Here is a 21,115-nt window from a genome sequence, read left to right on the forward strand (position 1 = left end):
TGGATGATATAAGGTCCACCGAATAGGAGGATGAATGATGTTGAACAAGAAAGGATTAGGGAGGAAATTAATGACCGTTTTACTCAGTGTATCTATGCTGCTATTGACGCTAGGTTCGGTAGGCAACTCGCCTGTTGAAGCTGCACCTAGTTTTGCTAAAGGAGCTGATATAAGCTGGGTGGCAGGAATGGAAGCACAAGGGTACAAATGGAAAGACAAGAACGGAGTCACTCGAGATGTACTGGAAATATTGAAGAACGATTATCAAATGAACTCTGTTCGTTTACGTGTATGGGTGAACCCAAATATGAGTGATTACGCAAGCGGTTACATGAATGCAGAGAAAGCGTCTGAACTAGCCTTACGTGCAAAAAAACTAGGTATGAGTGTTATGCTTACCCTGCATTACAGTGATTCTTGGGCAGATCCAGGACAGCAGAACAAACCTTATGCATGGCGTAATTATACATTTGAGCAGCTAATGGATGCTGTGTGGACTCATACTGTGTACGTGATGAATACGATGAAGAACAAAGGAGTTACTCCAGATTGGGTGCAGATCGGTAACGAGACGAATGATGGAATGCTGTGGGGTGACGGAAAAGCATCGGTGAACATGAAAAATTACGCATGGCTTGTGAATACAGGTAATAACGCAGTTAAATCGGTTAGCAGCAGTACGAAGACCATCGTTCATATAGCGAATGGTGATAACGGAACGGTACTTGATTGGAATATTGGTGGACTTGTTGCAAACGGAGCGACTTTCGATGCTGTTGGTCTATCCTTGTACCCGTCTTCCACAGACTGGTCTAGTGCAGTAACAAAGACAGTAACAAATGCGAAACTTATGGTCTCAAAGTATGGGAAAGAAGTACTCATGTCCGAAATTGGAATGGACTACAATCAACCCGCTGAGGCTAAAAATTTTATTACCAAAATAAAAACGGAATTCCGCAATATCTCTGGAGGTAAAGGTTTAGGCGTATTCTATTGGGAACCGCAAGCTACACCTGGATATAATGGGGGATACAATAAAGGAGCTTGGCAAGCGGATGGTAAACCAACCATCGCATTAGATGGATTCTTGAATTAATAGCACACTTATGTTTTCAAATCGTTAAAATAGACAGAAAGAGCCGCCATTAGACGCGGTTCTTTTTGTTTTCATACAATTAAACCGGCTTTCACTCAATCGATCGTATAAAGTGTAAGAATTACATAGATATAATGATAAATCATAGGCTATAATTAGCCAAAGGGATTATTCCTCTGACTGCATATCAATAATAGGCCAGATCGCTTGAGGGAAGGGCTGAACTAACTAGACATAGAGGGGGAATCATGGTTGGTTGAGATTGTAAGAGGCGATATTGCTTATGCTGCGGAGGATATCATTGGCCATCTGGTGAATTGTAAGGGAATCATGGGAGGCAGTATTGCAAAACAAATTAAAGTAGAATACCCAGAAGCTTATTCTTCCTACATTACACTGACCAATAGTGAGATTTCACTATTAGGACAAGTTCAATTTATTCAGACCAAAGGAAAGTTCATTGCGAATCTCTTTGGACAGAAATATTATAAAAGAGGTATATTACGTAAAAAGCAATCATGTAATAAAAAAGCGTTAGAAAAGGCATTATTGGAACTTCGCCACTTTGCTGAGTCTCATCAATATTCTATCGCTTTACCTTATCGTATGAGTTTCAATCGGACGGGTACGGAGTACCAAGATATCCTTAATATAATTCACCGGGTGTTCGCTGATTATCCGGTCACTTTATATTCTATTATTGATCTAGAAAATCAAAGTGAAGAAGAGTGAATTACATACTTACGCCCTCAGCAAGCTGTCATACATACATATAGCTTATTTCATCATATGTTCCTTCATGAAGCCGTCATTTTGACGGTTTTTGTTGTTTTTAATATCTATTAGATGAAAGCAGAGAAATGACTAAGTGACGGTACTATTTCAATATACCGATTTGTTACATCTTACATATAGGGAATTAATGGTAAAATAAATCCATCTAATATAAACGAATGAAAGGAGCGGTTACGGTGACCAACGTGTTTGAAGTTTCTGATAAAATCATAGAGCATGTAAGAATGCATTATGCTGAAGACATCGCTATTATCGCTTATTATGGATCTTACGCTCAGGGAACGGCGACATTCCGGTCTGACCTCGATTTCTTCTTCATTCCCGCGACAATGAAGGGGTATGAAGCCAGTATCCAATTTATTGTCGACGAGATCAGTTTTGATTTTTGGCCGATCAGCTGGGAACGTGCGGAACGAATGGCTTCTTTTCATGAAACAAAAACGACAATTATCGCAGACAGTAAACTTCTCTATGTTCGTTCTGAGGAAGATAAAGAGCGTTTCATGAAATTACGTGATACTATATCGAACTTTCAAAAACCAGAGAATCGTATGAAATGGATTGAAAAAGCAGAATCGGAATTGGAAAATGTATATGTACACTTATATAAGTTAGTGGCAGCAAGTCTACCCACTCAGATCACTTTTTACCGGATTGAAGCTCACGCTATCCTAACGAACTTACTTGAAAGTCTAGCACTCTTAAATCAAACGTACTTCACCAAAGGTTTCGGTAAGAATAGAGAGCAAATCATGGGCTTTCCTCTTAAACCAGCTAACTTGGAGAAAGACATGAACATCATATTACATAGTGATCGAAGAGAAGACATCTTACAAGCTTGTCAGCAGCTGACAAAGGAAACACTTGAAATCATTTTAGCTGAAAAAGAGAAGTACCCGGGCTCTCCTTCATACCCCGATCGACTGAAAGGATTTTATGAAGAGTTCAAAGGAGCGTTAGATAAAATCATTACAGCTTGTGAAGAAGGTGATTATGATACTGCCTTCTTCAATAGCATTCATGTGCAGGATGAAACTGCTCGTTTTTTATATTTCGCTGAAAAGGGGCGCTGGCCAACGAACCTGACCTCACATTCGGCCTACATGGATGGATATATAAGAGCAGGACTTCCTGAACTGATTCCATTATTAGATGTTAATCGTTTAACCGTATTACAAGCAGCTGTAGAGCGCCTGAGCACATTATTAGAACATCATCTTCAAGCAAATGGTGTTATCATTAATCGATTCGATGATAATGAACACTTTGCCGCATTTCTTCGAGACTCACAAACTAAGTAAAAACAATCCTTTAAAAGTGGTAAGGAAGAAATTCTTATAGGTGTAGAGGAATATTTCGGGGCTTTGTTTTGTTGAAGAAGTGCATTAAGATACATAAAATTAGACCCTACTGGTGAAGTGCTGGTAGGGTCTTTGCCTTGATTCTAAGAGATCTCGTTTATATTGTTACCTTTAACTAATAGCGTTGTGAATATAAATGTTAATAAGACGATGATACCCAAACTTGCTATTTGTAAAAAGGTGTTAAGTGGTTCAGGGAATATGATATATTGGAATATTATATCTTTAATAATAAAAAATAAAATTTTGAAGATTCCCCAAAATACCAAAACATTAATTGCCCATTTTCTTATGTTGATGATAATATCACCTTCTTTATTAACTTATTAAGTATTTATCTATATTTTCTGCAACTTCTCCATTATCTTGGAAATTTTTATTTAAATCAATATTTTCGAAGGCATCTGTTTTTTCAACAGCTTATAATTTTCAAATACATAGTATCACCGACTGAAAACGATTTGTCAGATCATCAATATAAGCTTCGTACACCGATGTCACATTAAGTCCCTACCAATAGTTATATATCATAAGCAGTTAAAAAAGGGTGGACGAAAGGGGGGAACGGGGCGTTGGAATTACAAGATCATATTGATCAGATTCTCCAGGGTCATGTGGAGTTATTTGAGCAAATTGTGCAGAAACATCAGCGAAGTATTTCTACCTTCTGTTATTTTATGCTTGGTGACCAGCAGGAGGCAGAAGATGCGACGCAGGAGGTATTTTTTAAAGCTTACCGGAATTTAGGCAATTATCGACATAACAGTGAAGCACTCTTTAAGTCATGGCTGTATAAGATTGCATCGAATTACTGCAGCAGTTTACTGCGAAGGAAGAAAATGTGGCAGCTTCTCATGCCCTTGATTCGTAATGAAGAATCTGAGAAAAGTGCAGAACAGATTTTTTCTGAGCAATTTGATCCTCATTTGCCCTGGATGAAAGTATTAAGCCCGGGCGAGAAAGAAATGTTAGCGCTGCGAGTCATCGAAGATAAGCCTTTTGATGAAATTTCACAGATCTTAGGTATTAGTCCGGCAGCCGGGAGAAAGAGATATGAACGATTGAAGAACAAACTAAATAAGAATAGAACCCAGTGGGAGGCTTGGAAGTATGAACAACGAACAGAAAGTTGATCAATTGATTAAGTGCATGCAAAGTCAAAGTACAAGCTTACCTGATATGGATGTGAAGGATCGTGTAATGGATCGGGTGTACAGCTTTCACAGATTCCATTTTACTAAAGATTTAGGGAGAAAAATACGGAAGTATCCGGTATGGCTTACAGCGGCAGCACTTCTATTCGTCACAACGGTATCCGTCAGTGCGGCGACATTCTTTACAACAGACTGGAACGGGATTCAGGTTAGGATTGATGGTTCTATTGAAGGTTCGACTCCAAATGCCTCTGTGGGCAGTAGAGCGCCTTATAAAGCAGAGCTGGACGAAGCCCTCGCTAAGATGAGTGATACTTGGAAGGTCGTATCCATAGAAGAAGCGGAAGAGCAAATGGATTTTACTGCATTAAGACCGAAAATGATAGATCCTAATTATATTTTATCTGAATCATTTGGCGTACTCACGCATGATACCAACTACCGAGTAAAGTCAGCGTATGAATGGTGGTTAGGCGGGATATATGATGTGTTTCGCTTGGATCAAAACGATATTGTTGTTAAGCAAAATTTGGACCCAGCGATGACACAATCAATAAGGGATGAGAAGACAATGTCTCTCACCTTCCAAGATGCCTCATGGGAAAATATCGAAATAGCTAATGATGCGCTGGCGATGTATACTACAACCGGTAATGAAAACTTATTGATAATTAATTACAAAAATTCGCATCATCAGGTGATCTCTATTGAACTACAGGGAAATGTTACAAAAGAAGAGTTAATCCAGCTGGCTAAAAGCTACCTTTAATGTGATAGACATATCTTAATTCAATGATGATGAGCAGGCGCTTTGGCGCTTGCTTTTGTTTTTTTGACTGTATACACAAACAACTATAATATGAAACCATGAATTACATAGGAGAGGAATTATACCATGACTAAAAAGATGTACTACGATTCTGCTTATCAGACGGAGTGGGAGACAAATATAATTGAAACAATCGAGAGAGAAGATGGTTATGATGTCGTTTTAGAAAAGACTGCTTTCTATCCGCACGGTGGTGGACAACCCTGTGACACAGGCTACATTCAGGGTATTCCAGTAATAGATGTCGTAACTCATGGAGATCGTGTCCTACATAAGCTTGAGCGTGTTCCTGAGGATCGTGCGGTATCATGTAAGATCGATTGGGACCGGCGGTTTGATCATATGCAGCAGCATAGTGGACAGCATTTACTCTCGGCAGTATGTCTGGACTTGTATGAAATAAAGACACTAAGCTTTCATTTAGGTGTTGATTATTGCACGATTGATGTGGAAACGGCTGAACTAAAAGCGGAGCAACTTGAGAACATTGAGCGCGAGGCGAACCGCCACATTTATCTCAATCATCCGATTCTTTCTTATTGGGTGGATGAGACAGAAGTGAAATCAATCAACCTTGTGAAGCAGCCTACCGTGAGTGATGATATTCGTATTGTGGAAATCAAAGATGTGGAATACAACGCATGCGGTGGAACACACGTCTCGTCAACGGGCGAAATCGGTATCATTAAGCTGCTCAAAATGGAAAAACAGAAGGGGAACACTCGTATTTACTTTAAATGTGGATATAGAGCGCTAGAAGAGTTTAATGAAACACAGCAGATCCTCGGAGCTTTGTCCTCCCGATTCAAAACAGCGAAGGATGAGATTCTTCACCGAATTGAGAAATGGGAGCAAGAGCAAAAACAGCTGCAAGCGGAGCTTGCTCTGCTTAAAGAACAAAATAACGAGTATCTTGCAGCGCAGTTACTAAATAACCAAGACGGAAATATCATTGCAGAAATCTTTGAAGATAAAACAGTTAAGGACCTGCAAAGCCTAGCAAGTACACTTTCCGCGCGCAGTCATGCTGCGATATTGCTGGCAACCAAGGCAGAGAATAAAGTTGTCTTGTCACAGAATAAGGAAGCAGGTCATTCCTGCGGAGCATTTTTCAAAGCTCACTTAGGAGCGTATAACGGAAAAGGCGGAGGCAGCGAGATACTGGCTCAGGCAGGATTTTCAACTTGGGAGGATGCTCAAGCATTTTATGAATTTTCCTCTCAGACCCTTAAAGGACAATAGAGAAGCAGAAGAACAGGATGAGCCTAGCAGGGCTTGTCCTTATTTTTTTGTGAAAGGATACAGCGAAATGTTATCGAATTAGATGAATACCAGACTTTTGGAGGGGATAACTTGATTTCTGAACTGACTATACAAATTCGAGTTTCGGATTTTGAAGAAGGGCTGCATTGGTATACAACGTTATTACAAAGGACACCTGATTTTATTCCTCACAACGGTTTTGCTGAATGGCAGGTCTTACCTAGTTGTTGGCTTTAAGTAGCCGAAGGTATTCCCTCTGAAGGAAGCGGCCCCATCCGGTTCGGGGTAACTTCAATTGAAGAAGAAAGAAGCAGATTGAAGAGTGAACTTCATATGGATCATTTTGAAATATACGCAAGAGAAGAGGTACCTGCTAAATGGGCTACTTTTGCAGATCCTTGGGGGAACCGGTTAGGTTTCTTTGAAAATATTAATGAGTAGCGGAGGTGGGTCATGTTTGGGTATATGGAGGAATTCACGGAGCACTACACTATGTTGCTGAAATACACTAACTTTACCGCTACCGATCAGTCAATATCTCCATCTTATGAATTTACATATCAACATCCAAATGATCCTCATCTTAGGAAGCTCCGCGAGCAATACCATTTGAACGAAGTTGCGGGTACAGGGGATGAAGTATCACAGATTATCAATTTGATGAAATGGGTGGATCAAAGATTGATACATGGAAATGAACCTCCACCTAAACTTGTTCATGCCCTTGCTGTGTTAGAGATGACGGAACATGCAGTTATGAAAGTGAATTGTTACGTAATTGCAACGGTACTAACTGAAGTTTATCTCAGTTTAGGTTTTCCTGCGCGCCGTATTCACTGTGGGCCTTATGATGCGTACGATCTGGACAGTCATGTTGTTACTGCTGTGTATTCGTATCAGCTCAGGAAATGGTTGTATATGGACGCTTCATGGGGTGTTTATGTTACCGATTCTGAAGGAGTCTTAATGAGTCCAGAGGAATTCCGTTACCATATGGCGTCGAATGTCCCCCTCATAATTCAAAGCACAAATAAGAATGAGGAATGGAGCGATTTCTACAAAGGCTATATGACCAAAAATCTGTTTTGGTTTCTTTGCCCATGTGATAGTCAATTTCATTACGAAGGTACCAACCCGAAGAAAGAGTTCTGTGCCTTAGTACCGGAACATTATTATCCCCTTGAACTCAGGGCCGAATCTCCATATCGAACTAGTGTTCATGTCACATCAGAGAACTCCGTATTTTGGCGAGCTCCCGAAGTATAACATCATATAATAGAATAAGAAAAAGCCGTAGTCTCATGACTTCGGCTTGTCTCATTACGCTGTCTTTACAAGGTATGTTGTTAATAGATGAGTTCAATCTCATGTTCTTGAAACAGTTGTTTCCATGTATCCGAAGGCTCTTGGTCCGTAATGACAACATCAATGTTTTCAAAATGAGACAAATGAACAAAAGCGGTTCGATCAAACTTAGTATGATCAGCCAAAAGAATAACTTGTTCAGCTTGTTGAATCATTTTCCGTTTAAGCTCACATTCTGCTTCGTTAGAATCCATAATACCGTGATCAAGAGATAAGGCTTTACAGCTCATAATAAACTTGTCTACATGATATTTGCGGGCTGTCTCATGCGCCACGGTTCCCACTAACGACATAGAAGGGGCTCTTAGCGTACCTCCCGTAGAAATAATCTGGTGACCTGAAGCAGCAAATTCTTGGAGTATAATTGAACTTGTAATTACGGTTAGACCTTGGCGCATATTTAGTATTTTCAGTAATTCGATAGAACTTGTACTTGGATCCATCATTAATGTGTCACCATTATGAATATACGAAAGCGCTTTCTGTGCAATATCTTGTTTAATGTGCAAATTGGTAGCATGACGCGTGTAGAAGGGGAGATCTTCATTGGAATGTCGGTTCATAATAGCTCCGCCATAGGTCCGGGTGAGCACCCCTTCCTTCTCCAGTTTCTCTAAATCTCGCCGTATGGTCTCTTCGGTGACTTGAAATTTTTGGCTAAGTTCGGATACGAGTACTCGTTTATCCTTGTTGGCAATATCGATGATCATCTGGCGTCTTTCGGCTGCGAGCATACGAACTCCTTTCTGAAACGAGGCAATATTTGTATGATTATTATAATTTGAAATCAAGAAAAAGTATAGAAATCGCCCGATATTAGACTGATAAGTGTTGATTTCGTAAATAAATATTGAAGTTTTGATCTATATCAGATATAATCGGGAACAATTCAGTTCTTTGTTACATAAAAAGGAGATTGCCTTATGAACTGCTTCCCATTATTACAATCTTATTATCATTTTAATCAGCGTTAGCACGCCTTCGATAAAATCGGAGGAAGGCTAACGCATTTCGCGTTTGGCCTTCCTGCGGCAAGTAAAAACGCGCAGGACCAAAAGGTCCGGCGCGTTTTTTATTTTTGCCAATGGAAGGGAGAGAATTACGATGATGAATACACAAATCATTGCTAATCAAAACTTACGGAACAAGGAACAAATCGAAAATTACACAAGAAAGGTCATCGCTTTGTTTTCTAAGGGCAATCAATTCATGATTGCTAGTGAAAAAAGTTCGAATGAAAAAGAGTCAGCAGCATGGGTTCGGATTCATAATAGCGAATCCCCTCAGATTGACAGCTTAAAACAAGAAGGTCAAATGTTGTGCATGGTGTTAGATATATTTGAACATTTGGAGATCCCAATCATCATTCGGTGGAGTGCTAAGCACGGAAGGAGAGATGAAGATTCCTCTTCACTGATTGATATAATGGATAAGTTAGGGATTCTGAGCCAATCTGAGTATGAAGATCTAAACTCTTTTTTATTAGAAGAAGGGACCGTGACCTACGAAATTATAGAGCAGGAGAGCCGGCAGGTACTTGGTACTGGAACAAGCTGGAGTAAGACGAGGTCTGCTGCTTGGCAGTTTGATACTCGGTTGATAGCTGGGGCCTACATGTCGATTCAAGAGAAGAGTCTGCATATAAAGAGAAAGTTCGATGTACTCATCCGATCTGGAGTAGAGCTTTTGTCTACATCGAGATTAATGGCTGCTGAACTGCGAGATGCTGGTTTCCAAGTTGAGATCAACCAAGTACCGGCTCTTACCGTAGATAGTGAACATGCAAGATTCATTACAGATTCAGAGGCACGTTACTTCATTACACCGGGTGAGAGACATAAGATGATTGGTGAGACCCCTGTATTATTAAAGGATCAGCTGGAACAGACCATGATAGATGTTAAAATGGATCACGCCATTCATTTGATGACTCAGGTTTTATTATAATGATATCTAATATATTCCGAGATTCAGAAGGTTTGAAATGGTTTATAAGCTCTATATGCTTTTCAAATCAGAAATTTTCATGTACATTAAAGAAGAATACTTGAAAATAAGGAAATTAGAGGAAAATAAAATGAATAATAATGTAGATATCTTAACGAAGGAACATATGACGATGGCTAACCTAGAAGAGTACGATCATCCTGCTCTATACGACGTGGAGAATGAAGGATATGATAGTGATTTTGCTTTTATTGAGAAATGGGCATCGCTCATGGGAGGCACGGTCATAGACCTGGCTTGCGGGACCGGAAGAACAACAATCCCTTTAGCAGAGCGGGGATACCCTATGATTGGAATTGATTTTCATGAAGGTATGCTTGAACGTGCTAGACATAAGTCTGCACAAGAGCATTCGGATATTCGTTGGGAACTACAGAATTGTGAGGAACTGAACCTTGATGTGAAGAGTGCACTTATATTTATGGTAGGTAATGGTTTTCAGCATTTCCTAACGAACGAAGCACAAGATAAACTGCTTCATTCTGTATGTAAGCACTTAAAAGAAAGCGGTATATTTATATTTAACACGCGTTTCCCTAACAAAGAAGAGTTGCTAGCACCGGCAGAAGAGGAATACTGGAAGACTTATAAGGACGAGCAAGGTAAAGAAATAGATGTGTATACAAAAAGTGATTACGATGCGCTGACGCAAGTGCAAGAGTATGAAATATCTCGCAGATTAAAACAAGAAGATGGAACAGTGCAGTCTGTTCATCAAAGCAGATTGAAACTCCGCTATACGTATCCGATGGAGATGGAAAGAACGCTCGCAAAACATGGTCTAAAGGTTATTGAATTGTATGGAGACTGGGAAGAGAATCCTCCCGCGGATTCGAAACCGGAACTGATATATGTCTGTCAGAAAGAAAAAGAATGTATCCAATAAGGAGCGGACCGAGAACCTTCTCGAAAGAGATATTTCTCGGTCTTTTTTATAAGAAAACTACCTGCGAGAGGATGAATGGTTTGAAACAGAGGACATTCTTTATGATTTTTCTCTTCATCATCGTAAGCCTTGTTGGAGTGACGATAGGGGTGCAATACGCTCGTACCTTTACCTCTTTCCAATATCTCGTCATGAAACATATAAGCGATACAGATGAAGTGACATCCCTCCGAATTAGTTATACACCACGGGATGAAGAGTGGATTGAAGTTACCGATCAGAATCAAATTCATGAGATAGTGGACGATTTAGCTGACATTCGACTGATGAGAACAAAGGATATCCCATCCTTCGATTCAATGATTTACAAAATGGAGATTGTAGTGAACAAAACTGATTATAGATTTACTATTGTCTATGGAGCAGATAATTATCTATATATCCGTACTAGTGGTAAGCTCAAAAATCACAAATCTTATTCTCAAGGATATAAAATCATAAGTGATTATGATCCAGCGGATGTATTGTCTATCAGTAATAATCATTAAGATAGAAATGTCGTAGATCTAAGGGGAAAAGAGGGAGAATGTTGAACAATGAATCGATTGAAATAAAGAAGATCAGAAAAAATACGCTTCGCTTGATTACAATTGTTGGCTTAGCCTGTATCAGTATCTTAGGCTATGCCGTCTATTGGGCCTTGTTCGATACGAATAGATTACCAAGAGGAGAATATCTTACAGAAGTGGACTCACCAGACGGAGCATATACAGTAAAAGCTTACCGTATAAATGGAGGAGCCACCACGTCCTTTGCGATACGAGGGGAGCTAGTCATGAACGACCAGAAAGGCAAGTCCAAAACGATCTATTGGAATTACCGCGAAGATAACGCAGCTGTGAAATGGATTGACAGCGACACGGTACATATTAATGGGCATACTCTAAACGTGCCTAATGAGAAATTTGATTTTAGAACACAATAAAATACATACAAAAAAGGCACTGCTCCGAGGGAACAGTGCCTTTTTAAATTAAATAAATAGATCCATAATGAGGACACCAGCAAGTCCGACTAATGAAATAATGGTTACCATGACAGACCAGGTTTTAATGGTTTTACCGATACTAAGGTTAAAGTACTCTTTGTAAATCCAGAAGCCTGCATCATTTACGTGTGAGAAGGTAACGCTTCCCGCGCCAGCAGCAAGTACCATAAGCTCTGGACTTACTCCAGTTGCAGCAACAAGAGGTGCGGCAATACCAGCGGCTGTCATACCTGCTACCGTAGCAGAACCTACCGCAATTCTTAGAATAGCTGCGATCAGCCAGGTAAGAAGTAGCGGAGAGAGGCTCGAACCCGACATAAGATCGGATATATACTGATCAATATGGCTGTCAACCAGCACCTGTTTGAACGCACCGCCGCCTGCAATAATGAGGAGGATCATTCCGATACCGCTTACAGATTCACTAAGAGATTGCATAACTTCCGGCATTTTTTTACCTAAATTTAAACCGAAAGTGAAGATCGCGACAATAACGGAGATTAACAGAGCTACATTCGCGTTACCGATAAAATTAGTGATGGGTGCAATCGCTGAATCGGGTGCAACAAGTTCAACCACGGTTTGCAGTGCGATTAAAATCACGGGTAGTAGAGCAGTGAAAAGGCTGATTCCAAATTTAGGAAGTTCTTCTTCTTTAAATTCTTTTGGATTAAATAGACCTTTTGGAATTTCAATTTCTAGAAATTCTTTTTTGAATAACTTAGTATACACAGGGCCTGCAAGAACAAAGGCAGGAATAGCAATGATGATTCCTAGGATCATAGTGAGCCCGATATTAGCTTCAAACACATTGGCAACGGCTGTTGGGCCAGGGTGCGGGGGCACAAAACCATGCATCGTAATTAGGGCAGCGATTACAGGCATACCCAGATAAAGCACCGGAACTCTAGCTGCAAGAGCAATCGTAAATACTAAAGGAATCAAAACAACAACACCAGTTTCAAAGAATAAAGCGATTCCAACAATAGCAGCTGTAAAGACAGCCGCAAGCTGTGTTCTCTTTTCTCCGAAGGCACTAATCATCGTTGTCGCAATACGCTGCGCACCGCCTGAGTCCGTCATTAGCTTCCCAAGAATCCCCCCAAAGATAATAATCATGGTGAGATGCCCAAGTGTTCCTCCCAGCCCAGATTCAATAGATCCTATGGCCTCGGTCGGTGTCATTCCTTCTAGCATAGCAACCGCTAGAGAAACAATAATCAAAGATAAGAAAGCGTTTAACTTACAAACCATCATTAATACTAATAATAGTACAACCCCAATAGTAACAGATATAATCGGCATTCGTTTTTCCTCTTTTCCATTATCACTTCATTAAAGAAGGCCGCTTCCATAAGGAGTGTACTCACATATTAACTTTTAGATGAATAAACACTCTTCACGAAAAAAGTATTGCTACGTTACACTCCTTACTTAAGGGCTCAATTACAAATAAAACAGATTACTTTTTGCTTAACATTTCAACAACTTCTCTTAAATCCGTTTTCGTTCCTACGTTTCCAGGGAAGATAACATAGGAGATTCCAGGGAATTTGCTCTCATCATCTGTGGTCCAGACAGGGATTCCCGGACGAATTTGACCTGCTACCGTCGCTCTTTTTACTTCAAGACCGTTTGTTCCAATGTCACTTGAGGTAATGCCGCCTTTAGCAATAATGTAGGAAGGTCTAACTTCTAAACGTTTCACGATACTTGTAACTGCATCTGAAATTTTTACAGAAAGCTTCAACTCTTCTTCTTGTTTGCCTTCTCCAAGATCTAAACGTTCTCTTCTTGTGTATACGGCAACATTGGTCCCATTTAAAATAAGTTTATTGGTTTCTTCAATGACTCGATTCAATTCATTTTCGAATTTCTCAGGTTCTAACACAAGATGAACGTCAAACTCAATGAATTCGATGTCATTTGATTTTTTTAGTTCCTCGAATTGTTCCGTTGTTTTCTTAACATGGGATCCGATAATGACGAGTCCGCCGTGGTTAGTAGATTCACTCATAATCTCATCACGAGAGAGCAGGGCTTTATCACTCACACCGCCGATTACTTTTGTAAGTGCTGCAGCACTTCTGAACAGGAAGTTCTTTCCTTTATTCATTGCTCGAATAAGGGCAATGGTAAAGACTTTTACATCAGAATAGTCGACCGCATTCACAATTACTTTATTAAAATCTTCCACTTTCAGCAGCTGCTGTTCAATCGTTTCGATATCCACTGCGCGCAGGCTGTCCAGCGAAATATAAGTCATATCCTCAGCTTTATATTCACCGTTCGATTTTTCTTCAGCCCATTCACCTAAATGTGATTTGGTATAACCAAAGGTGCGATCTTTCGCAAATTCAGTTTCGCCGGCAGGAACGAGCTCCGTATCGTTTTGAACATAGTGAATATTATCAATGGTGAAACGGCCGCCTTCTTTAAAGAAAGGAAGAATGATCTCACCATCAAATTTCATATCCGAATTCGCTTCCACCGTTTCTTTCAACACTTGTGTTTCCAGTGGGTAGTGTCCGCGTAATGTAGAATCACCACGGCTGATGATGGTAAATTCGCGATCATTTCTCTTCGCAGCTTCCACGATATTTGCAGCAATTTCTTGATGCGCCTTTGTTGTTTCAGCAGCCGTAAATCCACGTGAATTCGTTAAGATAAAGAACATGGAGTTCTCTTCTTGAAAACCTTTTTCAATACTGTCCAAAGACCAATCCGTATAAACGGAAATACCGTGAACGGTTTGAACACCTGTTGGGTCATCATCGAGAACAATGATTTTTTTGTTGAAATTTGATAACTCTTTTTGAATCGTTTCATTCACATGCGTTGTATCAAAAGAAGGGATTTTGCTGAAGACTTCCTCCACAGATCTTTTATTTGTGCTCATTGCTAGAACCCCCAACTTCGACATTCGCTAGTTTTTCGTAATACTGTACGATACCGCCGTGATCATCCATCAGTTTGCCGTCAACTTTCAAGGCATGGAAGATTTCTAAGAGGTGACTAGATAGAGGGAGAGGTACACCAATTTCATGCGCAGTATCCATTACATTCGTAATATCCTTCATATTGATCGCAATTGTTCCACCTGGAGCAAAGTTTCTGTCCAAGATTAAAGGAACTTTAGCATCGAGTACTGCACTTCCTGCTAGTCCGCCTCGGATGGCTTGATACATCTTCTCAATATCGATACCTGCTTTTGCAGCTAGGACAAGAGCTTCTGACATCGCAGCAATGTTAAGGTTTACAATGATCTGGTTTGCGAGTTTCGCAGTAACACCGCATCCGCTGTCTCCGACGAGAGTAACAGCACTACCCATATCAAATAGAACTGATTTTGCTGCTTCGAATACGCTTTCTTTACCGCCGACCATAATAGCTAATGTACCATCTATAGCTTTAGGTTCACCGCCGCTGACTGGTGCATCTAAGAAACCGACGCCTTTTTGGGCTGCTTCTTCAGCAAGTGCTTTGGTAACGGCAGGGGTAATGGAACTCATATCAATAATAATGGAACCTTCTTTAGCTCCAGCTAAAATTCCGTTCTCACCGAGTACAACAGATTGTACATGTTTAGAAGCAGGAAGCATGGTGATGATGATTTCGCTGTTTTCCGCAACTTCTTTTGGTGTATTTGCAGCAGTTGCACCTGCTTTTAGTAATGTTTGAACCGCTTCTTGATTCAGGTCATTAACGATTAGTGTGTGTCCGGCTTTTCTGAGGTTTAAAGCCATTGGTTTCCCCATAATACCTAGTCCGATAAATCCTACTTTTTTTGCCATGATTTTTTCCTCCTATTAGAAAATTTTATGTAAGGTCTGAAGTGACCTTGATTTGGTTCTTGCCCATGTACTTCACTATAATCAGTCATTCGCTTATCGTTATCAGATCAGTGATTCTGTGGAAAGTAAAAAGGCAACCGCTTACAATCGTGTTTTCGTTCTTATTGTATACTATAACAATGATTTTGTATACAATTAGACTTAAAATTGTATACAAAAAGTGTGTTGGTTGTAGACAACTATGAATTTATCGTATGCTATATCTCTCTTGCCAATTATATATATAAGATTTTTCTGTGGTAATTTGGTAATATGAGTAATAACTTGTAATGAAAACGGAGGTGAAGTTAGTGCTTGAAGGTAACAACTCACGACCGGCGTATCATCAATGTTACGAAATTCTCCGTGATAAAATATTAACCGGTGAGCTTTCTAGCGGTACGAAGATCGTCGAAGAAAAACTCGCTGCAGAACTTGGCGTCAGCAGAACACCCATAAGAGACTCTATACGCAAATTAGAAAATGAAGGTCTTATTGTTAAAAAGAAAGTAGTAAAGCCAACGGAGAAGGACTTGCGAAATATATTTAGTGTGAGAATCTTGCTGGAAGGGTACTCAGCTCGGTGTGCGGCAATTTTCTTAAAAGATAATGAAATTGAAAAACTGTACCAATATGTAGAGGTTGGCAGAAAGGGAACGAAAGAAGAGATTATGTCTGCCAATGAAGATTTTCATAATGATATTGTGAGAGCAAGCAATAATCCGTTGATGATTGATATCATTGACCGGATGCAAGCTATCATTTACTTACTCCGAAAAACCGTTGTTATCTATAATCGGCCTCATCTCATTGATGAACATGAAGAAATATATGAGGCAATCAAGATCAGAGATGGAGATAAAGCGGAAGAATTGATGAAAAAACACTTAGAAAATGACTTGAACTTTTATCTGCATGTCATGAGTAATGACTAGTGTTTTCATTCTAATAGGTATAGAAATCATCTCACTTCACTAAAGTGAGAAATGTTTTTCTATCCATTTTCGTAACTGATTCATATTACATGTCGTTATTACCTACATAAGAATACAGGTAACTGAATACGAATAGGTGGTGACGGTATGGTAAGTGAACCAGCTGGTTTTTGGTCGCGTTTTTTAGCAGGGCTGCTTGATGGAATCATCGTAGGTCTCCCGTTGTACATTTTGTCTAATCTCCTGACCGGATCTACGGACGACAATTGGGTGACGCAACTGCTTCTTTTCCTTTATTCGCTGCTTCTCCCTGTCTTTTGGGGAGGATGTACTATCGGAAAACGACTATGTGGTATCAAAATACAAACGGTATCAGACGAGGGACCCCCAGGAATCGGAACGATGCTGCTGCGCAATCTGGTAGCGGGCTTCGTATATGGAATTACGCTCGGGATAGGCTGGATTATCAGCTTGTTTATGGTCGTATTCAGAGAAGATAAACGTTCGATTCACGATTTTATTGCGGGGACAGAAGTAGTTCAATTTAAGTAATGACTACGAAATCAGGACGATTGGGATTTTCTCAAAGTCCTGATTTTTTTGTTCTATTCTCTCCATAGAGTCCGTATAAGGAAGATGATTTGAAGAAAAAGATATTTGGTTTACATAACAATTATTATGTAAACCAAATAAAATGATTACTTAAATAAGATCATTTTAAGTACAAAATTAAAGCTCACCATATCCTGATAGAAACTGATTTTCATAGAATCCCTAGTTTTAATTAAAGGCATATGTCCTTTCCCTTCTTTTCAAGGTATTATTTAATAGAAACCAAATGGTTGCTGTAAAAGTATAAAAGAAAGAGATGACACAAGATGAGTACATATAAGACGTTGTTTTTTGATGTAGATGACACGCTGCTTGATTTTGGTGCGGCAGAAAATAATGCCCTTCAGCTGTTATGTAAAGATATGAAGCTTCCTTTCACACCTGAAATAGAAGCCAGTTACAGAACGATTAACAAGCAGTTATGGAGAGCTTTTGAAGAAGGGACGATTAGTAGAGATGAAGTGTTACATACTCGATTTTCCCTTTTCTTTAAGGAATGGGGATTCGAAGCGGATGGCATTCAATTGGAGCAAACGTACCGAAGTTATCTTGAACAAGGACATATGCTCATGGATGGGGCCATGGAATTAATAACGGAGCTGCAGAACCATTATGATATTTATATCGTAACGAATGGAGTTTCAAGGACACAAGATATTCGATTGCGTAATTCAGGGCTTCACCCGCATATGAAGCAAATTTTTGTCTCCGAAGATACCGGTTATCAGAAACCGATGAAAGAGTTCTTTGATTATGTATTTGACCGGATTCCGGATTTTGATCCTTCGTCTGGACTAATCATTGGCGATTCGCTGAGTGCAGATATTAAAGGCGGCCACCTTGCCGGTCTTGATACCTGTTGGTTTAATCCAAAAAGGCTAGTTAATTCTACAGATATCATCCCTACGTATGAAATTTCAAATTTACAACAGTTACACACCATATTATAGAAAAATTACCATCTAAATCAGAAACCGCATTGTATACATACGATGCGGTTTCTACTTGTTTTATGAAGTTTGACTCCACATTTAGAATTAGGAATACAAAACTAATAATCTTATAAATCCTCACTATTATTAGTTTTTATCACCTTAATGTTCGTAAATAAAACAAAATTCGACATGAAAATCCTAAAATCATTGACAATTTTCTGCTTTTTACTTATGATGGGGATGTTCTTTTGACATGTATAAATATTAAATTGAATATAAAACGACCTAACTGGGGGACACAGCATGAGTACTTTCACAAAACAGTATGAAGAAATTAAACAAATTGCTAACCGTATTTTTGACAATCCTGAATTAGGTTACAAGGAACACAAAACACACCAAACGGTTCTAGAATTTTTACTTGAAGTTAATCCTGAGCTTACATATGAGGTGTTCTGTGGCACAGGAATTAAAACGACACTCGGAACAGGTAAATCGCTGAACCTTGGATTTATAGCTGAACTCGATGCGGTTTATGCACCGTCTCATTTTCACGCAGATCAGGAAACCGGTGCAGCACATAACTGCGGACATTACACGCAAGTAGCAATAGCCCTCGCACTGTATAAGCACTATTTTACGACGAAAGCATATGAATCCTTAGATTTTGCACTTACCTTTATTTTTGTTCCTGCGGAAGAGTATCTTGATTTACCTTATCGTGCTGGACTGAAAGCGAAAGGGAAAATAACCTACTACGGCGGTAAACCTGAAGCGATGAAACGTGGCATTTTTGACGATATTGACCTGGGAGTATGTGTTCATTCCATGGGCGGAGAATATCCGAAACGTACCATTGAAATCAATTGTGATCTAGCAGGTTTTCTGTATAAGAAGTATACATTTAAAGGTCGTGCATCTCATGCCGGATTTGATCCATCTTCAGGTACAAATGCGTATAGCATGTCCACTTTATTTAATGTAGCGCTTGGTATGCAAAGACAGCATTTTAAAGATGCAGAAAAAGTGAGAATGAACCCCATTGTGATGCAGTCGGATATGTCTACGAATGTAATCCCTAACCAAATCACAGTCGGAACGGACCTTCGTACACAGTCTGTCGAATATATGAAGGAAGTTGCTAAGCAGATGGATCAGGCTGCAAAAGGAAGTGCCATTGCCATGGGCGGAGAGGTTGAAGCTTCTACACAGATGGGTTATTTACCATTTGTACAAGATCGTTATCTTTCTGAATTTGCGCTGGCTGCATACAAAGAGAATGAAGCGATTGAAGAAATACTTGAAGGTAACGCAATTAGTGCGGCAGGGGATATTGGAGATTTATCGTTCATGATGCCTTGCATTCAAATTGGCTACAGTGGTTTTACAGGTACGATTCATGGTGATGATTTCAAAGATATTGATCCGGAATTCATTTATGAAATTTTCCCTAGATATTTGACAGAAGTTTTTAACAAAATGAACGGCCAACTCGACAAATCTAGAATCTATCGCCGTACGTTCGCTGAGTATGAAGCTCTTCTAACTTCTATTACGGAGTAATCTTTATTCACTAAATAGATCAATGAGACAACAAAGAATATACAGAAATGAGGATTTTGGTTCATGAAATCAAAAGGACATCTTGTTTATCTTATCTTATTTGCTTTATTTCTCATTACAGCGGCAGAATGGATTGGAACTCAGTCCATACCGATCGGCAGCATTACCATTAACTTGCTTCCACTAGTGTTTGCTATTCTAATTGCTATGATTCTAGGAACTGCTATTTTTAGACGCGGTATTATGAAAAAGGTGTACAGTAAAGAAAACGTGAACTTCGCAAGTAAATATCTGATTTACATCATGTTACCTCTTATGGCACGTTACGGAGCGGATGTTGCTCCTAAATTGAGAGAAATTCTTGATGTTGGCTGGGTCTTCTTGCTGCAAGAGATCGGTAACCTCGGAACTGTACTGCTTGGTCTTCCTGTGGCGATTCTACTGGGTCTTCGCAGGGAAGCGATTGGAGCTACACTAGGGCTTGGACGTGAAGGTGAACTTGCTTATATCTCTGAGAAATATACACTCGATTCCAGCGAAGGACGCGGGGTATTATCACTGTATATTATAGGTACACTTTTTGGAACCTTGTTCTTTAGTATTATTGCACCTATTCTTCACGCTTTAGGTTTCTCTATTGAAGCACTGGCTATGTCTTCCGGAGTGGGTTCATCTAGTATGATGGTTGGAGCTTCTTCTTCCCTGATCGCCTTAGCTCCAGATCAAGCTGAAGTCATCAACAGTTATGCTGCAGCGAGTCAATTACTGACAAGCTTCCTTGGAACGTACACCATGGTATTTTTGGCTGTTCCGCTGCAACGTTTTATGTATAATCTGTTTACTGGAGGTAAAAGGTAATGGTACTGGATAAAAAACATTGGATGAAAGCAGGACTTGTACTTTTGCTAAGTGTCTCGCTTATCCTATTTACGGATATTATGAAACAACTTCGGATCGGTGAGGGCGTTACCGTCTCATGGCATACGATTGGCGGACTGGCTGTATTATGGTTGTTCTCTATGATTGGTATTTTGATTTCTTCATTAATGAAGAAAGTGCCTGTTAAAGTACTGCAAGAGTTTCCTGTACTTGGCTGGGTATCGATTACATCACTCATATTCTGCCTTAGTTCTGATGTGTTTGTAGAAGCTATTCAAGCGGTTAACTTCTTATCGATTACTACACCTATTTTGGCTTTCGCTGGGATCTCCGTCGTAGATCGTCTGTCAGATCTTCGTAAAACATCTTGGCGTGTTGCTATTGTTGCGTTATTCGTATTTACCGGCACATACCTTGGCAGTGCCATCTTATCTGAAATTGGTCTTTCGTTAACTCGTTAGTAATACTATTTTCACTTATGCAAATACTATACAAAGAAATGGCAAATAACCTATTCATAAGAATAGGTTATTTCTTTTATTTCGGGTAAAAAG

At 39.6% G+C, this 21,115-nt stretch carries 21 protein-coding genes and 1 pseudogene; 18 read left to right on the plus strand and 4 right to left on the minus strand.

All coding sequences use genetic code 11. From position 1 onward, the window contains the following. The first annotated feature begins 70 nt into the window (after nt 1-70). From KJS58_RS15685 to KJS58_RS15720, 8 genes and pseudogenes are all read left to right on the plus strand, one after another. Nucleotides 71-1,096 carry a glycoside hydrolase family 53 protein gene (locus KJS58_RS15685; RefSeq protein WP_374705823.1) on the plus strand — a complete coding sequence of 342 codons (1,026 nt, stop codon included), beginning with the start codon at nt 71-73 and terminating at the stop codon, nt 1,094-1,096. A 252-nt stretch (nt 1,097-1,348) separates the two neighbouring features. Beyond that, nucleotides 1,349-1,828 carry a macro domain-containing protein gene (locus tag KJS58_RS15690; protein ID WP_213533739.1) on the plus strand — a complete coding sequence of 160 codons (480 nt, stop codon included), beginning with the start codon at nt 1,349-1,351 and terminating at the stop codon, nt 1,826-1,828. A 239-nt stretch (nt 1,829-2,067) separates the two neighbouring features. Then, nucleotides 2,068-3,192 carry a nucleotidyltransferase domain-containing protein gene (locus KJS58_RS15695; RefSeq protein WP_213533741.1) on the plus strand — a complete coding sequence of 375 codons (1,125 nt, stop codon included), beginning with the start codon at nt 2,068-2,070 and terminating at the stop codon, nt 3,190-3,192. Between the two features lie 632 nt (nt 3,193-3,824). Then, the gene (locus tag KJS58_RS15700; protein WP_213533743.1) at nt 3,825-4,385 is read left to right on the plus strand and encodes an RNA polymerase sigma factor; all 561 of its coding nucleotides are present in this window, start codon (nt 3,825-3,827) and stop codon (nt 4,383-4,385) included. Further along, nucleotides 4,363-5,175 (plus strand): DUF4367 domain-containing protein, encoded by an 813-nt coding sequence (locus tag KJS58_RS15705; protein WP_213533745.1) that lies wholly within the window; start codon nt 4,363-4,365, stop codon nt 5,173-5,175. The genes KJS58_RS15700 and KJS58_RS15705 overlap by 23 nt, the downstream gene beginning before the upstream one ends. Before the next feature lie 126 nt (nt 5,176-5,301). Then, nucleotides 5,302-6,477, plus strand: a complete 1,176-nt coding sequence (locus KJS58_RS15710; RefSeq protein WP_213533747.1) for an alanyl-tRNA editing protein — start codon at nt 5,302-5,304, stop codon at nt 6,475-6,477. A 111-nt stretch (nt 6,478-6,588) separates the two neighbouring features. Next, a pseudogene (locus KJS58_RS15715) lies at nt 6,589-6,939 on the plus strand (VOC family protein). 12 nt (nt 6,940-6,951) lie between these two features. Further along, nucleotides 6,952-7,764: a transglutaminase-like domain-containing protein gene (locus KJS58_RS15720; protein ID WP_213533749.1), complete on the plus strand. Its 813-nt coding sequence runs from the start codon at nt 6,952-6,954 to the stop codon at nt 7,762-7,764. A gap of 80 nt (nt 7,765-7,844) precedes the next feature. Here KJS58_RS15720 and KJS58_RS15725 read toward each other — a convergent pair whose 3' ends face one another. Next, nucleotides 7,845-8,597 carry a DeoR/GlpR family DNA-binding transcription regulator gene (locus tag KJS58_RS15725; RefSeq protein WP_213533751.1) on the minus strand — a complete coding sequence of 251 codons (753 nt, stop codon included), beginning with the start codon at nt 8,595-8,597 and terminating at the stop codon, nt 7,845-7,847. 370 nt (nt 8,598-8,967) lie between these two features. Here KJS58_RS15725 and KJS58_RS15730 point away from each other — a divergent pair, with 370 nt between their 5' ends. The 4 genes from KJS58_RS15730 to KJS58_RS15745 all read left to right on the plus strand — a co-directional run bounded on the left by KJS58_RS15730 (nt 8,968) and on the right by KJS58_RS15745 (nt 11,741). Then, nucleotides 8,968-9,810 (plus strand): hypothetical protein, encoded by an 843-nt coding sequence (locus KJS58_RS15730; protein ID WP_213533753.1) that lies wholly within the window; start codon nt 8,968-8,970, stop codon nt 9,808-9,810. A 130-nt stretch (nt 9,811-9,940) separates the two neighbouring features. Then, a complete protein-coding gene (locus KJS58_RS15735; RefSeq protein ID WP_249717413.1) occupies nt 9,941-10,756 on the plus strand; it encodes a class I SAM-dependent methyltransferase in 816 nt (271 codons plus the stop codon). Nucleotides 10,757-10,836: 80 nt separating this feature from the next. After that, entirely contained in the window at nt 10,837-11,304 is a 468-nt protein-coding gene (locus tag KJS58_RS15740) for a DUF5301 domain-containing protein (protein WP_213533755.1), read from the plus strand. Between the two features lie 41 nt (nt 11,305-11,345). Then, the gene (locus tag KJS58_RS15745; RefSeq protein ID WP_374705824.1) at nt 11,346-11,741 is read left to right on the plus strand and encodes a DUF5412 domain-containing protein; all 396 of its coding nucleotides are present in this window, start codon (nt 11,346-11,348) and stop codon (nt 11,739-11,741) included. A 48-nt stretch (nt 11,742-11,789) separates the two neighbouring features. On the opposite strand, the gene KJS58_RS15750 is transcribed toward KJS58_RS15745, so the two are convergent. The 3 genes from KJS58_RS15750 to garR all read right to left on the minus strand — a co-directional run bounded on the left by KJS58_RS15750 (nt 11,790) and on the right by garR (nt 15,598). Beyond that, complete coding sequence (locus tag KJS58_RS15750; protein ID WP_213533759.1) at nt 11,790-13,109, minus strand: gluconate:H+ symporter; 1,320 nt, start codon at nt 13,107-13,109, stop codon at nt 11,790-11,792. 157 nt (nt 13,110-13,266) lie between these two features. Continuing rightward, the gene (locus tag KJS58_RS15755) at nt 13,267-14,703 is read right to left on the minus strand and encodes a four-carbon acid sugar kinase family protein (RefSeq protein ID WP_213533761.1); all 1,437 of its coding nucleotides are present in this window, start codon (nt 14,701-14,703) and stop codon (nt 13,267-13,269) included. Beyond that, nucleotides 14,690-15,598, minus strand: a complete 909-nt coding sequence (gene garR, locus KJS58_RS15760) for a 2-hydroxy-3-oxopropionate reductase (protein WP_213533763.1) — start codon at nt 15,596-15,598, stop codon at nt 14,690-14,692. Before garR ends, KJS58_RS15755 begins: the two co-directional genes overlap by 14 nt. Nucleotides 15,599-15,927: 329 nt before the next feature. Here garR and KJS58_RS15765 point away from each other — a divergent pair, with 329 nt between their 5' ends. The 6 genes from KJS58_RS15765 to KJS58_RS15790 all read left to right on the plus strand — a co-directional run bounded on the left by KJS58_RS15765 (nt 15,928) and on the right by KJS58_RS15790 (nt 21,022). Then, a complete protein-coding gene (locus tag KJS58_RS15765) occupies nt 15,928-16,572 on the plus strand; it encodes a GntR family transcriptional regulator (RefSeq protein WP_213533765.1) in 645 nt (214 codons plus the stop codon). Between the two features lie 147 nt (nt 16,573-16,719). Further along, nucleotides 16,720-17,124, plus strand: coding sequence for an RDD family protein (locus KJS58_RS15770; RefSeq protein ID WP_213533767.1), 405 nt, complete (start codon nt 16,720-16,722; stop codon nt 17,122-17,124). Nucleotides 17,125-17,450: 326 nt separating this feature from the next. Next, a complete protein-coding gene (locus KJS58_RS15775; RefSeq protein ID WP_213533768.1) occupies nt 17,451-18,134 on the plus strand; it encodes a YjjG family noncanonical pyrimidine nucleotidase in 684 nt (227 codons plus the stop codon). A 288-nt stretch (nt 18,135-18,422) separates the two neighbouring features. Continuing rightward, on the plus strand, nt 18,423-19,682 hold the full coding sequence (locus tag KJS58_RS15780) for a M20/M25/M40 family metallo-hydrolase (protein ID WP_213533771.1): 1,260 nt from the start codon (nt 18,423-18,425) through the stop codon (nt 19,680-19,682). 63 nt (nt 19,683-19,745) lie between these two features. Then, nucleotides 19,746-20,540, plus strand: a complete 795-nt coding sequence (locus tag KJS58_RS15785) for a DUF3100 domain-containing protein (protein WP_213533773.1) — start codon at nt 19,746-19,748, stop codon at nt 20,538-20,540. Continuing rightward, nucleotides 20,540-21,022, plus strand: a complete 483-nt coding sequence (locus tag KJS58_RS15790; protein ID WP_160036134.1) for a hypothetical protein — start codon at nt 20,540-20,542, stop codon at nt 21,020-21,022. Before KJS58_RS15785 ends, KJS58_RS15790 begins: the two co-directional genes overlap by 1 nt. The last annotated feature ends 93 nt before the right edge of the window (nt 21,023-21,115 follow it).

This window comes from Paenibacillus sp. J45TS6 (genome assembly GCF_018403285.1).
Taxonomy (GTDB): Bacteria; Bacillota; Bacilli; order Paenibacillales; family Paenibacillaceae; genus Paenibacillus.